General features: G+C 46.2%; 13 protein-coding genes and 1 pseudogene. 7 read left to right on the top strand and 7 right to left on the bottom strand.

The features are described 5' to 3' along the window. Window positions 1–132: 132 nt before the first annotated feature. On the bottom strand, window positions 133–2,181 hold the full coding sequence (locus J7545_RS01445) for a ComEC/Rec2 family competence protein (RefSeq protein WP_318719023.1): 2,049 nt from the start codon (window positions 2,179–2,181) through the stop codon (window positions 133–135). A gap of 133 nt (window positions 2,182–2,314) precedes the next feature. On the opposite strand from J7545_RS01445, the gene J7545_RS01450 reads away from it, so the two are divergent. Continuing rightward, a complete protein-coding gene (locus tag J7545_RS01450) occupies window positions 2,315–2,662 on the top strand; it encodes a XisI protein (RefSeq protein WP_318699491.1) in 348 nt (115 codons plus the stop codon). Between the two features lie 83 nt (window positions 2,663–2,745). On the opposite strand, the gene mrdA is transcribed toward J7545_RS01450, so the two are convergent. Next, on the bottom strand, window positions 2,746–4,539 hold the full coding sequence (gene mrdA, locus J7545_RS01455; RefSeq protein WP_318699492.1) for a penicillin-binding protein 2: 1,794 nt from the start codon (window positions 4,537–4,539) through the stop codon (window positions 2,746–2,748). A 264-nt stretch (window positions 4,540–4,803) separates the two neighbouring features. On the opposite strand from mrdA, the gene ffh reads away from it, so the two are divergent. From ffh to J7545_RS01475, 4 genes are all read left to right on the top strand, one after another. Then, window positions 4,804–6,252, top strand: a complete 1,449-nt coding sequence (ffh, locus tag J7545_RS01460; RefSeq protein WP_318699493.1) for a signal recognition particle protein — start codon at window positions 4,804–4,806, stop codon at window positions 6,250–6,252. Window positions 6,253–6,426: 174 nt separating this feature from the next. After that, complete coding sequence (rpsP, locus tag J7545_RS01465; protein WP_271936749.1) at window positions 6,427–6,690, top strand: 30S ribosomal protein S16; 264 nt, start codon at window positions 6,427–6,429, stop codon at window positions 6,688–6,690. Between the two features lie 4 nt (window positions 6,691–6,694). Then, window positions 6,695–7,096, top strand: coding sequence for a KH domain-containing protein (locus J7545_RS01470; protein WP_318699494.1), 402 nt, complete (start codon window positions 6,695–6,697; stop codon window positions 7,094–7,096). Window positions 7,097–7,139: 43 nt separating this feature from the next. After that, a complete protein-coding gene (locus tag J7545_RS01475) occupies window positions 7,140–8,102 on the top strand; it encodes a PhoH family protein (protein WP_318699495.1) in 963 nt (320 codons plus the stop codon). Window positions 8,103–8,302: 200 nt separating this feature from the next. Here J7545_RS01475 and J7545_RS01480 read toward each other — a convergent pair whose 3' ends face one another. From J7545_RS01480 to J7545_RS01495, 4 genes are all read right to left on the bottom strand, one after another. Further along, a complete protein-coding gene (locus tag J7545_RS01480) occupies window positions 8,303–8,629 on the bottom strand; it encodes a hypothetical protein (RefSeq protein ID WP_318699496.1) in 327 nt (108 codons plus the stop codon). A gap of 201 nt (window positions 8,630–8,830) precedes the next feature. Next, window positions 8,831–9,574: a fatty acid desaturase gene (locus J7545_RS01485; RefSeq protein WP_318699497.1), complete on the bottom strand. Its 744-nt coding sequence runs from the start codon at window positions 9,572–9,574 to the stop codon at window positions 8,831–8,833. A 283-nt stretch (window positions 9,575–9,857) separates the two neighbouring features. Next, window positions 9,858–10,820, bottom strand: coding sequence for an orange carotenoid-binding protein (locus J7545_RS01490; RefSeq protein WP_318699498.1), 963 nt, complete (start codon window positions 10,818–10,820; stop codon window positions 9,858–9,860). Between the two features lie 439 nt (window positions 10,821–11,259). Further along, entirely contained in the window at window positions 11,260–11,394 is a 135-nt protein-coding gene (locus tag J7545_RS01495; RefSeq protein WP_318699499.1) for a hypothetical protein, read from the bottom strand. 80 nt (window positions 11,395–11,474) lie between these two features. Between J7545_RS01495 and J7545_RS01500 the strand changes: the two are divergent. Together J7545_RS01500 and J7545_RS01505 are read left to right on the top strand one after the other, a co-directional pair. Continuing rightward, a pseudogene (locus J7545_RS01500) lies at window positions 11,475–11,561 on the top strand (PhoH family protein); the annotation flags it as partial. A gap of 2 nt (window positions 11,562–11,563) precedes the next feature. Beyond that, window positions 11,564–12,358 carry a DUF6816 family protein gene (locus tag J7545_RS01505; protein WP_318699500.1) on the top strand — a complete coding sequence of 265 codons (795 nt, stop codon included), beginning with the start codon at window positions 11,564–11,566 and terminating at the stop codon, window positions 12,356–12,358. A gap of 54 nt (window positions 12,359–12,412) precedes the next feature. Here J7545_RS01505 and J7545_RS01510 read toward each other — a convergent pair whose 3' ends face one another. Beyond that, window positions 12,413–13,492, bottom strand: coding sequence for a PIN/TRAM domain-containing protein (locus J7545_RS01510; protein WP_413038562.1), 1,080 nt, complete (start codon window positions 13,490–13,492; stop codon window positions 12,413–12,415). Between the last annotated feature and the right edge of the window lie 234 nt (window positions 13,493–13,726).

Consider the following 13,726-nt stretch of genomic DNA (forward strand, 5'->3'; position numbering starts at 1 on the left):
GATTTGAATAAAATTGAACACTTTTGGGAGCGGCTGAAGAAGGAGGTGGGAAAACTCAAGAACCAGTGTGAATCCCTTTATGATGCCATCATAGAAGCTTTTAAGATACTGTCCTAACGCTCCCTTTCTTTGCTATATTACCTCCACCGCTAAACCCTTACCCGACCAAATTAACACCGTCGGCTTACCCTGAGAACTACACCAGGACTGCACCGCACAAAAATTCTCTGTGAAACCACGACCTTTTAACATCAGCCAACGTTGGTGTTCTAACTGAACTTCCAAAACTTGTGGCTCTAAACTTAAGCCTTTAATGCTCAAGGTTTTCCACTTTAAACCCTGATTTACCTGTAAAGTTTGATAAGTGTTCACTTGCTCCTCAATCTTCGGCTCTACCTGGGTTGTGGGGTTACCAATCTGGTAAAATCGGCGTATGGGTAAGGTGTCCAAAATCCCTAACCATCCTTGTATCGCACGCTCTTCTCTTGTAAGCATTATTCCAGCATCCAATTGATTCACCCCTTGGGATTGGAAAAATGGAATTAGGGTATACTGGGCAACTCCAAAATCCGGAGTATTTACCAACACCACTTTACCCCGATCCTGAATCGCTACTGTTGGGGTACGAGTCGCAAACACCGTTACCTGAGACAGATACTGTTGACTGTACCATAGGGCAATCACCACTACGGCGATCGCCAAACTAATCGCCATTCCCAGTAGCATCTTCTTAGCCTTAATCCCGATCCTGTCCTTGAGCCAAAACAAGGCAAATACACCATACAGCACCAGCAACTGAACTACCGAAATTTTACCCACTGCCACCGAATTACCCGGTAGCTCAGTAAACCCATCAATAATTGCCAGAAACGCGACCGTGGGATAATAGAGAACACTAGAGACCAAGCTCCCTAAAAATGGCCAAATCAAAGCCACATAAGCTGAAACCATTCCCCCTAGTGTCAGAACTACGACTAAGAGTAGAGTGACCAAGTTGACTGAAGTTCCATAGGGAGGCAGTACGCCAAAATGATACAACTGTAGGGGAAACGTCCAGAGAAATGCACTGATAGGAACGGCCAACCCAGAGGCGATCGCGGGTGGCACATAATCCCACAGTTCCATCAACACGGGAACAGTAACCACTAACCCCAACGTCGCCAAAAAACTTAACTGAAAGCCTAAATCTTGAATCCACAATGGGTTAACCAAAAGTAATAGTGTTGCCGTCAATAATAACGACCCTAAAATATTTACTCGACGGTCTAACAACTTCCCTAAAACCACCCCAAACCCCATTAACGAAGCCCGTAAGACGGAAGGTGTAAACCCCGTTAAAGCACTATAGAGAATTAGGATCGTCACGCCTGCGCGAAACTGGATTCGCTTGGATAATTCTCGAGTTAAAGTTAAGACTAACCCCAATAGCAGAGACACATGAAACCCAGAGGCAGCCAAAACATGAGCAAGTCCCACCTGAATAAATTTATCGCGGATATCAAAGGGTAAGTCCACTGCTCGACGACCCAGCACCATGGAACCGATGACTATACCTTGAGGTACATCTAACCCCTGCACTAGGGAACGTACAATTCGCTGACGCACCCACCACAATCCCCAGGAAGCCTGATTAGATTCAAATTTGAGAGTTTCGGCACTCAGGCCAATAAACATCCCCTGACGGGCTAAATAGTGCCGGAAATTAAACCCTCCAGGGATGGTTGCAAGTTGCGGTTCATACAGTCTTCCCCGCACTTCCACCTGATAACCTGGATGTAATCCTGTGGCTTGCAATAAGGGAGCCGTAGTGTAAGCATTTATCTGAACCGGCTGGTCTTCAATTTGAATAACGTTAAGTTTAAACTGGATACGTTGCGATCGCGTCAACCGAGGTTCACTGAGTACCTTTCCCTGCACCGTCACCGGTTGACCCATCCAAGCACTTAGGTCTATTCCTGGGGGTTGGGGAGTGCGAACATGAAAATAAAAACTGGCTAGAAATCCCACAATTCCCACCAGTAACCATATCCCAGACTTGGGCCCCATCCGCCAATATCGGGGAAGCGTCAATGCGGCGATTGCCCCCAACACCAGCATCCCATAACTTCCCCCAGGAAGCGGAACCAGCAGCAACCCCACGATATAAGCCAGACACAACAGCACACCGCTTGTCCTGGACATGAGCAACTGTAAAGATAGAAACACATCAAAAACAGTTGAAGCCCAATAGACCCCAACCCCTACACTATATCTCAATTGAAGAGAATTGAAGGAAGGTATGAGTTATAATTCCGAATCAAGAGGTAATTGTACAATGGAAACAACAGAGAAAAAATTAGAGTATTATCGCCAAAGTATTGAAAAAATCCTCAATCATTATGGTTCGGCAAAACCGGCTAATGGAGAGATTGAAGTGTATACGTTTTTTGACCGCCAGCCGGATCATTACCAAGTTTTTCATGCAGGCTGGAATCGCCACATTCGTATTTTTGGCCCTCTGATTTATATTGATATTCTCAATCATAAAATATGGATTCAACATGATGGTACAGAAGTAGGAATTGCCAACGAGTTAGTTGACTTAGGGATACCGAAAGAAGAGATTGTTTTAGCTTATCATGCGCCATTTATGCGGCAATATGATGGGTTTGCTGTGAACTGATGATGTTATCCCTCTTCTATAAGGTACAGCTCGAAGCCTTAGAACCTAAGCTATACAAGCTATTGCCTATTGCCTATTCCCTCTTACTGTGCATTGCGCTTTTTCTTTAATTCAAAATAAGCTTGCATTACCTGACGTACTTTCGGCGCAGCAAACTTACCGCCACCTCCTCCAGAGTTTTCCCCAAAGGCAACAATCACCACTTCTGGATTATCCAACGGAGCATATCCCCCGTACCAAGCATGGGATAAACGAGGGGGATCTTCAGCCGTTCCTGTTTTACCAGCATTAATCGGTAAAGAAAGGCTATTCATTACGGTTCCCGTACCTGCATTAACCACTCGACGTAATCCCGTTTGCAAAATTTCAACGGTAATCGGACTCAGGCCTAAAGACTCGCGCCAAATATGATCGTCTCCCTCTTGTTTCACCAAATGAGGTTTAACTAAATCTCCACCATTAGCCACCACTGCAAACATCATTGCCACTTGCAGAGGAGAAGACAATAAAAAACCTTGGCCAATAGACATATTTACTGTATCCCCAACAAACCATTCATACCCAATATTTTCCCGCTTCCAAGCATCATCGGCGACTAAACCTGCCGCTTCTTCTCGGTGTAGCTCAATTCCTGTTTTGCGCCCAAATCCAAATCTTCGCGTCCAATCAATTAGTATTTCTCCGCCAATTCCTTGGGCAATTTGATAGAAGAACGTATCGCTACTCCAAGCCATAGCTCCGGTAAAATCTAAGGGTCCAAAACCAACCCGATTCCAGTCCCAAAATTTAATTCCTCCCACTTGAATATAGGGATAAGTTCCCAAAACTGTGTGGGGGGAGTAGATCCCGGATTCAATGGCTGCTGCGGTCGTCACAATCTTGAACGTAGAAGCAGGGGGGAAGCCTTGCAGTGCCCGGTTAACAAAGGGATGATCTTTTCCTTGTAATTCTTTCCATTGTGCCTCACTAATTCGCCCAGAGAAGATGTTGGGGTCAAATTTGGGATTACTGGCCATGGCTAAGACTTCGCCATTTTGGGGATTCATGGCCACAATTGCCCCTTTCGTATTCCCTAGAGCTGCTTCTGCCGCCATTTGTAGGTCTAAGTCCAGGGTCAAACGGATATCATCACCGGATTTAGCTGCTTTATGATCGAGAATGCGTACCACTTGCCCTTTACTGTCTACTTCTACCTCTCGACCCCCCCATCCCCCACGCAGTTCTTTTTCTAGGGCCGCTTCAATTCCCATTTGTCCAATAATGTCACCGAGACGATAGCCTTGATTTTCCGTTTTCTCTAAGTCTTCTTCGCTGACTTCCCCGGTATACCCTAGAACATGAGATGCCACCTCTTTATACGGATATTCCCGTGCTGCTTCTACATCGACTTCTATCCCTTCCAACTCCCGGCTATATTCAGCCAGGGCAGTCACTTCTTCTGGAGTGAGTCCTCTGGCAATTCGTAGGAGGTAGGGAGAAGTATATTCTGCTTGATCCAGACGGCTTTGGATTTCTGATTCGGGAATGTTGAGGATTTCTGAGAGTCGTTGGAGCGTGGTGGGCCATTCGGTTTTACGGCTGGCAAGGGGCCAAAGATAGACGGAGTGGGAAAGACTACTACCGGCGAGGATTTTGCCATGGCGATCGAGAATCTTACCGCGTCCGGGATGTTTGGGAATCACCCGAATGCGGTTATTTTTGGCTTCTTGTTCGTAGGTTTTCCCTTGAAGCAGTTGCAGATGTACTAACCGAGTCCCAATCCCTCCAATCAAGCCGAGGGTAATCAAGAGTAGGAGGATTAACCCTTGGTAGTTACGTCCAATGGTACGCTCTGTAGTGTGGGTCGTGGGAATGGGACGGGACTTGGTTAAGAGCATAATTTGATTTCAAAGGGTTAGGAGACGAAGCACCAGAATTGTAGAGCAATTTTACTGAAATTCAAAGATTTTTTACAGTTGACTGAGTTTGGATTGACAAATCATAAAGAAAATAGTAGCAGAATAGTCTTTGATTAGGTTAAATGTTGCACTCGATTGCAAGCCAACCAAACCCTCCGCTAAAATGCTCTCAGGTCAGCTATGGCAGCATTGCGTTTCCATCGCGCCTAAAATACTTAACCTGAGTGAATAGATTATTAGTCTATGTTTGATGCCCTCGCCGATCGCCTAGAGTCTGCCTGGAAAAGCCTCCGGGGACAAGATAAAATTAGTCAGACGAATATTAAAGAAGCCTTGCGGGAAGTCCGTCGCGCCTTATTGGAAGCGGATGTAAATCTGCAAGTGGTGAAGAATTTTATTGCTGAGGTCGAATCCAAGGCTCAAGGGGCAGAAGTGGTGAGCGGGGTACGCCCGGATCAGCAGTTTATCAAGATTGTCCATGATGAGCTGGTGACAGTGATGGGGGGAGAGAATGCCCCCCTAGCTCAGGTGGAACCTGCGCCAACGGTGGTGTTGATGGCAGGGTTACAAGGAACGGGGAAAACCACAGCTTCGGCCAAGTTGGCCTTGCATTTGCGCAAACAGCAACGCTCATGTCAATTGGTAGCCACAGATGTGTATCGTCCGGCGGCGATCGATCAGTTGATTACCCTGGGAAAACAAATTGATGTGCCGGTGTTTGAGCTGGGAGCAGATGCGAATCCGGTAGAGATTGCCCGGCAAGGGGTCGAAAAGGCGAAGGTTGAGGGAATTGACACCGTTATTATTGATACGGCAGGTCGGCTGCAAATTGATGCCGATATGATGGCGGAGTTGGCCGAGATTAAGGCGGTGGTCAATCCCCATGAGACGCTGTTGGTAGTGGATGCAATGATGGGTCAGGAAGCAGCCAATCTGACCCATACGTTCCATGAACAGATTGGCATCACGGGGGCCATCCTGACGAAGATGGATGGCGATAGTCGTGGCGGTGCGGCGCTGTCAGTACGGCGGATTTCGGGGCAACCGATTAAGTTTATTGGGGTTGGGGAGAAGGTAGAGGCTCTACAACCGTTTTATCCAGATCGGATGGCTTCTCGGATTTTGGGCATGGGCGATGTGCTGACCCTGGTGGAGAAGGCCCAGGAAGAGGTGGATTTGGCGGATGCGGCGAAGATGCAGGAGAAGATCCTTTCGGCCCAGTTTGATTTTACCGATTTCCTCAAGCAGACGCGGCTGATGAAAAGTATGGGGTCTCTGGGGGGTCTGATGAAGATGATTCCAGGGATGGGTAAGTTGAATGCGGATCAGTTGGAACAGGGTGAGGTGCAGTTGAAGCGATCGGAGGCGATGATTGGTTCAATGACAACTGAGGAACGTAAGAATCCGGATTTGTTGTCGAGTTCTCCGAGTCGGCGGCGGCGAATTGCCAAGGGGTCTGGGCATTCGGAGAAGGAGGTGAGTAAGTTGGTGAGCGATTTCCAAAAGATGCGATCGATGATGCAACAGATGGGGCAAGGCCAGTTTCCCGGCTTACCCGCAGGATTCCCTGGAGGCGGTGGCGGGCCAGGGATGTTTGGGGGCGGCCGGCCTCCTGCTCCCGGTTGGCAAGGCTATGGTGGAGCGCCCAAGAAGAAGAAGAAAAAGAAGAAGAAGGGATTTGGACAGTTGTAGTAGCTTGGCCAGCTTAAAAAGGTGAACATGAGATGAGGGGGATGAACCACAGAGACACGGAGGTACGGAGAGGATTTGTATTCTGAATTGTTAATTATGGGTGTAGCGGTGAAAAAATGGTAAGATTAGGAGTTTAGTGTCTAAAATCGAAAAGCATACTGCTGAAGGAAAGCGATGATCAAGTTACGATTGAAACGATTTGGCAAAAAACGGGAAGTGAGCTATCGGATTGTGGCGATGCCCAGTACGACTCGTCGGGAAGCTCGTCCTTTGGAAGAGTTGGGATTTTATAATCCAAGAACGGATGAGACTCGCCTTGATGTGCCGGGAATTGTACGGCGCTTAAAACAAGGCGCTCAACCGACTGATACTGTGCGTAACATCCTTGAAAAAGCGAATGTCTTTGAACAACTCAAAGCAACAACCCCCGAAAACTAATGATGTGACCCCACAATCGACTTTACCAACGCCAGATTATTTGGAGTTGGTGCGGATGCTGATTCATCCGTTTCTAGAGTTTCCAGAGGAGTTGAAGCTCGATTGTGAGAGGTCTACGAGTAAACCTCTGGTCTGGATACGAGTGGCGTTTTCGCCGAAGGATAAGGCGAAGGTCTATGGCCGAGGTGGCCGCAATATAGAAGCGATCCGAACGGTGCTGTCTACGGCAGCTCAAGCGGCTGGACAGTCGGCTTATTTGGATGTGTATGGTGGGTTCCATGTGTCTGACGATCGCCATGAACGCCATGGGACTCATGAAGAGGCTCGAGTTCGAGAGAGTCGAGATAAACCACGAAGGAGATCGCGACCCGAACCGCGTCGAGTTCAAGGGCCTTATCGCCAATGAGAACTAGACGACTTGCTAGGGGTTGCTCCAATTGTGGTGAATTATGAGCAATGAACCAGTAATCATTGAACTGCCCAGTCCCGATAGTGCGATCGCATTGTCGGGAGTTCAGGGCGAAAATCTGAAAATCCTCAGTAGACAAACCGGGGCAACTGTGGTGCTGAGGGGGCAGGAGTTGCTGATTTCGGGTACAGCGAAACAAGTAGAGTTGTGTTTGGCCTTGGTGCGATCGCTCGAAGAGTTCTGGGGGAAAGGTAAGTTGCTCTCTGGTGTCGATGTCCTCACGGCTCGTCATGCTCTGGATACGGGGCGAGAGGATGAACATCAGGATTTGAAGAAAAATGTCCTCGCTCGTACCCGTCGCGGCGAGGAGATTCGAGCGAAAACCTTTGCCCAGAAGCGTTATGTGGAGTCGGTGCGGACGGAGGATCTGACGTTTTGTATTGGCCCGGCAGGAACGGGAAAAACTTATTTGGCGGCAGTTCTGGCGGTTAGAGCGCTGCTGGATAACCAGTATGAGCGGTTGATTTTAACTCGTCCAGCAGTAGAAGCGGGGGAAAAGTTGGGATTTTTACCTGGAGATCTCCAACAGAAGGTCAATCCGTTTCTACGCCCGCTTTATGATGCCCTCTATGAGTTTATTGAGCCGGAGAAAATTGCCAGTTTGATGGAGCGAGGGGTGATTGAAGTGGCTCCGTTGGCGTATATGCGGGGTCGGAGTTTGAATAATTCGTTTATTATTGTTGATGAGGCTCAGAATACGACCCCAGCGCAGATGAAAATGGTGTTAACGCGGTTGGGGTTTCGATCGCGGATGGTAGTGACGGGGGATGTGACGCAAACGGATTTACCCGGAAATCAGCGATCGGGGTTGGTGGTGGCAGAAGATATTTTAAAGAATGTGGATGGGGTTGGATTTTGTAAATTGACCCAAGCGGATGTGGTGCGTCATCCTTTGGTACAACGGATTGTCAAGGCTTATGAGCGCTATGAAACGGCTCTTTAGGGGAATAGAGCGCTTGGTGATCGGCAACAGTAGATGTCCCATCCTCTTTGTCGGCTGACCGCTTACTGCTATGATTTGTATTTGCGATTGTAGGGAGCGATCACTCATATCAAGTCCCAAGAAATCAAGAAAGCGGGTTTCTGTCAGAACTTCTGCATCCCAAGAGAAATTTTCTGAAGAAACCCGCTTTCTGCATTACATCATATAATCGTCAGGGCTTTTATCTTAGAGATTTTATCGCGACTCAATCCCTCTAATTCCCCAATCTCTAACCACCCTTCTTTCACCAATTCGGCAAAAACAAAAATTAGCATCGAATCCCGAAAATCATATTTCCCATCCAGGTCATGTCTTCTGGCACTGAGAAAATCATGCAGTTTCCAAAGTTCATCTGGACTCGCTGCTGTTTCGGCTTGTCGTTTCACCTCTGCCGTCATTGATGCCACTTCACGACGGTAGGCCGTATCAAAAGCAGCCTTGGCAATTTTTTCTTCTATAGCAGACCATTGAGTTTCAGTAACAGGCATTGTCAACATGAATAGTTTTTTTATTTAAATTGCGGTCAAAGGACATTACTTTCCTTGATATCAAGAAAAATTATAGTAAATATTTCCAGATAAAAACTAGGTAATTTGCTGTGCCCCTCCCAGAAAAGAGGGGCGAACAAACTCAGGAAAGCCATGCCCTGTAAGCTTTCAGGGGCTTCATTGTCGGTTCTTTAAACTTTATTAAGTTTTTTGATGGGTTGGGGACATGGAGCTGGCTTGAGGCAGTTCGAACCAAGGAACTTGGGGGAATGTGTGATGTTCTTGATGATAGGCCCCAAAGTGATAACAAGTCAGAAATGACCAGCAATCAAATAAAAAATCAGTCGGGGGGTTCCGGTTTGGCCATGACTTGCCTTTGCCATGAGGCAAATATGTGCCAAAAACGAAAAGCTGAAGTGAACTCAAGACCAGAGGAACTAGGAAGAAGAGAAATAAATTTAAGTAAGCAATATTAAACCAAGCATTAAGGGAGAGGGAAACCAAAGCGATCGCCCCTAATAATTTGATAAATTGCCTAAGAGAAAAATAACCGCGCAGGAATTTAGCATACCAAAAAATCGGGTGGCGATGGACTCCATCATGGAAGTCAGGATCGCCAACTTTTCCGGGGGTTAAATGGTGATTTATGTGGTTTTTTTGGCAATTTTCATAGGACAAGCAAGCATAAAGACTCACCGCGAGTTGACCTATTGTCCGATTTAACCGCAGATTGTGCGGAACCAGTAACCCATGAATCGCATCATGGGCCAGGATAAATAAGCCCGTATGTAGGAAAGAACGACCAGCTATCCCAACAGCGATCGCTATCCAATTGATGTTGCTGAGGGGAACAGCAATCAGCAAAATACCACTGCCTAACCATAATAAAAGAATTGCGATCGCCAGCCATAAACCCAAATTTGATTTCTGTTTCTGTAATGCCATGATTTCCGTTATACGACGATCAAGTAAAAGATTGATTTCTCTGCCTCCCCCCTTAATATCATGTCAGCATAATTGCCCATAATAAAAATTTCTCCGCGTCAGAGCGTCTCCCCGTCTCCGCATCCATCCTAACTAGGGGTCTTCAACTTGATGTGATATAAAAAGGGGGGGAAGGGGGAGGATCGATACGAAAAAAGCGTCCCCGTTGAGGACGCTCTGGTTTTAATCCGTTTGGTCTGGAGAAAAATTTGGAGATATCTCAGTCCAAATCGTCAACAGGTTTTTATTTACTAACCAAGTTTAAAAGTTCTTTGGCAGATGCCAACAAATCAACCGCCACAAAGAATATCTTGCCATCAGGATTTAACAAGAAACGCCAAGCAACATTCATGCCCACATTGGCACCAAACCAAGGAGTTTGACAAGTCCCAGTCACCTTAATTTGCAAGAAACCATCATTAGCGGATTCGCTCACACCCCGTTCGGGTACGAGTTTGAGATTTTGGCATTCTTCTCGGAAGAACCGCAGCACCGCTTCTTTACCAACAATCGGGCGTTGGAAAGGAGGTTGCAGCGCCCCATCTTCTGCAAACAACTCAATCAAAGTATCAAAGTCATTTGCATTGAGGTTCGTCATGTATTTAACAATTGTGAGATTATCAACCCCTTCGATTGTCACCTTTTCTCGTTGAGCGATTTCTGTGGGGACAACCACAGGTTCAGATACACGCTGATATCCCTCAATTCTTTTCGGATCATAACCCATATCTACGACGGCATTTCTTAAAACAGTGATTTGCTGTCCACCTGCAAGACCAGAAACCGTTAACAGAACTGCCGAAGCATTTGCAGAAAGTTTGTAACCATCAGGAATGGGCGCGACCAATCCTTGGTTCATCCATTCAGCTAGACGATACCAAAAGCCCAGTTTAAGGTTGGGTGTCCAAGCTGCATACATACGATTGATGGGGGTATCGATCCGATTGGCCAGATCGCACATGACTTGGGATTGTTCTTTGAAGGACATTCCCTTGATCTGTGCCAAAGTGGATTCGGCAAACTGCATATTCGCCGCACCAGGAGCGGCAACGGTAATGCTTTTTCCCATTTCTAAGTAAGCAAACCAAATTAATGCCAGTTGATCTTCTGCACTAAGCTGGTTGAAACGGGCCGTTGTTGCAGGAACAACATCGGCAGTCAGAGTATTTGAAAAGATATTGCGTGCTGTATCAACGGTGTACGCCATAAAGTCTCCATGATTCTGCTGAACTTGAAATGAGAAAGAGCATTTCTCGAACTCAAAGTTTTCTTCTTGTATTAACCATAGCACAGATAACTTTACATTTTTTATAATAACTTTACATTTTTTATAAAAAAATCATCAGTTTACATTATTTAAACTGATGATTCAACTTGGGTAATATTCTGGCTATTTATCCATATTTAGTGTTCTGGCACCGCAATTACCCCCCAATTTATAAATATATATAGCGTAGCCAAGTTTTACTTATGGTTTGTATTGATAACTGTAAATGTAAATTTTGCTAAAATCGAGACAGTTTAGGGTAAATAATGTGATATAGCACCTTTTTAGGACTTATTATACTAAACTGTCAGATACTGACGTAAAAAATAAAAAATGAACAAAAACCTGACTCAAATCCTGAGCTTACCTGGTGTAATAGTCAAATCTCAAAAAAATAAAGAATGGGAGCATCAAACCCAGTGAGCAGTTTCTGGGTAACGATGAGGATTTTGGGCTGTTGGCCAAATTTGGGGAAGTTAGGTAGGGTCCCTGCGGCGACAATAAAATAAACCATGGTTACAAATCAATGGTATTTGGGCATAACGCACCATCCATAATTACGCGATCGTCCAATTTGAATCATCGCATCATGCAAATAATTCGTTTATTATTGTGGATGAAGCTCAGAATACGACTCCAGCGCAGATGAAGATGGTGTTAACTCGATTGGGATTTCGATCGCTATGAAACGGCTCTTTAGGGGAATCGCGATCGCAATTTTGGTCTGGATGGCGATCACTTGTCCGGTTTGGGCAGGGCCTTTAGGCGATCGCCTGCAACAGTTTCCCCATTGGGACAGCAAACCTCCTGTAATGGCAGCCACAGGCGATTTGGTTTATCCTGACTGGATGGAAGGCACTTGGGAAGTGACCAGTACCTTAGAAGACATGGTTGCCCCATTAGCACCCGATTTAGTCACCCCTGGTTTTGAAGGAAATCGGCAATATTTGCATCAACCCATTGAATTTGAGGTGCGGTTTCAACCCGCGAGTGAATGGGTATTACCGTTTCAGGGAGATTCCGGTTGGTCGTGGGGAAAAACGTTGAATCAGATTCTCAACCCTATTGTGGCGGATCGGGAATTTAATGGCTCCCATATTGCTAGTGCTTATTTAGGCGAGGGAGTGTTGCGATCGGTTAAGGTCGATCCTGACGATCCCAATCGGCAAATTATTCGCTTTGGTTCCGATCGCCAATTAGTATCTCTGGTCACTGGACGAGCGATAGAAAACCCCAATGATAACGACTTTATCAGTACAGAAGTGGCTCAACAAGTGTTTCGCAGCCAAGGGCAGATTTACTTAAACGAAGTTGAAACCACCACGGCTTATCATCGATTGAGTAAAACGGGTGAGGTTGAAGCCGATCAAATTACCGCCATTTATCTCTCCCCCCAAGATCCAGAGTATTTCCGCGCCATCTCCACCCCGGTGGCGTTATACCGTTATCAGTTACTGTTATCGCTTGTCGATGAATAAGAGTTATCCCTCTTTTCGCTGTTTAATGATCGAGATGGAATTTTCCTCCTAATTTTACGCGATCGCAGAAACTTGAGGACGGGCAAAAATCATCCGTCCTGCCGAAGTTTGCAGAGCGCCCGTAACAACCACGCGCAATTCCACCCCAATATACTGCCCCCCTTCTTCCACAACGACCATTGTGCCATCGTCCAAATATCCTACCCCTTGTTGTGGTTCCCGACCTTGCTTAATAATTTTTAAGTCCAGATCGTCACCGGGCAAATAAGCCGGACGCATCGCCTGGGCGAGATCGTTAATATTGAGGACAGACACCTCCTGTAAACTCGCAACCTGATTCAAATTGTAATCATTGGTGAGCAATGTGCCGTTAATTTCTTGCGCTAAATGCACCAACTTAGCATCCACAGTCGCAATCTCTTCATAATCGGCTGGGTGGATAACAATTTTATCTGGATAGGTTTCGCGAATGCGGTTGAGAATTTCTAAGCCTCGACGACCCCGAATCCGCTTTTGATCGTTGCCCGCATCCGCCACCAGTTGCAGTTCTTGTAAGACAAATTGAGGCACGAGAAGTTGCCCTTCAATAAATTTTGTAGCGAGTAATTCTTCCAGGCGACCATCAATAATACAACTGGTATCCACAATTTTTGTGGTGGCAGGTTTGAGGGTTCCCTCAGCCAGTAATAGGCTTTCCATACTATGAGGATTAATGAGTCGTAAAAATGACCGGCCATGGGTATCTGCCAGGGAAATACCGGAGAAGGCAAACAGGATACTGCCTAATACGGCAACCAAGGGTTTAATGAAGCCAAATTCTTTCGGAATAGGTAGCAGGAACAGGGGCGCTAACATCAGGTTAGCGACTAATAGACCAACGACTAAACCAATGGAACGGGTCAGGAGAACTTCTACCGGCATTTGTCGCACTTGCGCTTCTAAACGCCGATAGGAGGTTTGCACAAATAACCCAACCGCTCCCATAATGAGGGCAGCAAATCCAGCGGTGACCGATCGCAGACCATCTTGATTACTCACTTGGTCTAACACTGGGGTTGGAAGCAATTCCACGCCGTAGAAACCGATACCGATTCCTGCTAAGATAAAGGATATGATAATAATTGCGTCAATCATCATTTGACCTGATTGGGAACGAATAAATATTGAGGGGTCTGAATCAACCCCCTAAACTCATTGCCATAAAGGATAGAGATAAACCATATTATAAGAGATAGTGCGATTCGTTCGGGCGAAAATGGAAGTCAAAATGACTGAAGTGTATGCCAGGCAAGGATCAGAACAATATGAACCTTGACAACTTAGGAACCTTAGAGGTTAAATTCCTCTCCCGTAGGTGTAACGGTGAAA

The organism is Roseofilum sp. SBFL (assembly GCF_017746885.1).
In the GTDB taxonomy this organism is placed as follows: domain Bacteria; phylum Cyanobacteriota; class Cyanobacteriia; order Cyanobacteriales; family Desertifilaceae; genus Roseofilum.